Origin of the sequence: Burkholderia sp. Ac-20365 (assembly GCF_017104715.1) — a bacterium.
Lineage (GTDB): Bacteria > Pseudomonadota > Gammaproteobacteria > Burkholderiales > Burkholderiaceae > Paraburkholderia.
Genome location: NZ_JAAGPI010000123.1, coordinates 1 through 829, shown reverse-complemented (window position 1 = coordinate 829; position 829 = coordinate 1). Strand labels below are relative to the sequence as shown.

The following is an 829-nucleotide window of genomic DNA, read 5'->3' as shown; positions in this document are numbered from 1 at the left end:
TGGGCAAAGCACTCGACGGTGTGCGCATTCTCGATTTCACGCACGTGCAATCGGGGCCGACCTGCACGCAGCTGCTGGCGTGGTTCGGCGCGGACGTGATCAAGGTGGAGCGCGCAGGCGCAGGCGACATCACGCGCGAACAGCTGCGCGATATTCCCGACGCCGACAGCCTGTATTTCACGATGCTCAATCACAACAAGCGCTCGGTCACCATCGATACGAAAAATCCCGAAGGCAAGCTGGTGCTCGAGGCGCTGATCCAGAAGTGCGACGTGCTGGTCGAGAACTTCGCGCCCGGCGCGCTCGATCGTATGGGTTTTACGTGGGAACGCATCCAGGAACTGAATCCGAAGATGATCGTGGCTTCGGTGAAAGGTTTCGGTCCCGGTCCTTATGAGGACTGCAAGGTCTACGAGAACGTCGCGCAGTGCGTGGGCGGCGCAGCTTCTACAACAGGTTTCGACGACGGCCCGCCCGTCGTGACAGGCGCCCAGATCGGCGACAGCGGCACGGGCCTGCATCTGGCGCTGGGCATCGTCACCGCGCTCTATCAGCGCACGATGACAGGCCGCGGCCAGAAGGTGCTCGCCGCGATGCAGGACGGCGTGCTGAACCTGTGCCGCGTGAAGCTGCGCGACCAGCAGCGTCTGGAGCGCACGGGCGTGATGAAGGAATATCCGCAGTATCCGAACGGTACGTTTGGTGAAGCGGTGCCGCGCGCGGGCAATGCATCGGGTGGCGGTCAGCCTGGCTGGATCCTCAAGTGCAAGGGCTGGGAGCACGATCCGAACGCGTACATCTACTTCATCACGCAGGCACCCGTGTGGGT

At 62.8% G+C, this 829-nt stretch carries 1 protein-coding gene; it reads left to right on the top strand.

Annotated elements, in window-relative coordinates:
- Positions 1-829, top strand: an 829-nt coding sequence (gene frc / locus G3O01_RS44910; RefSeq protein WP_241024807.1) for a formyl-CoA transferase, incomplete at both ends; no start/stop codon positions are given.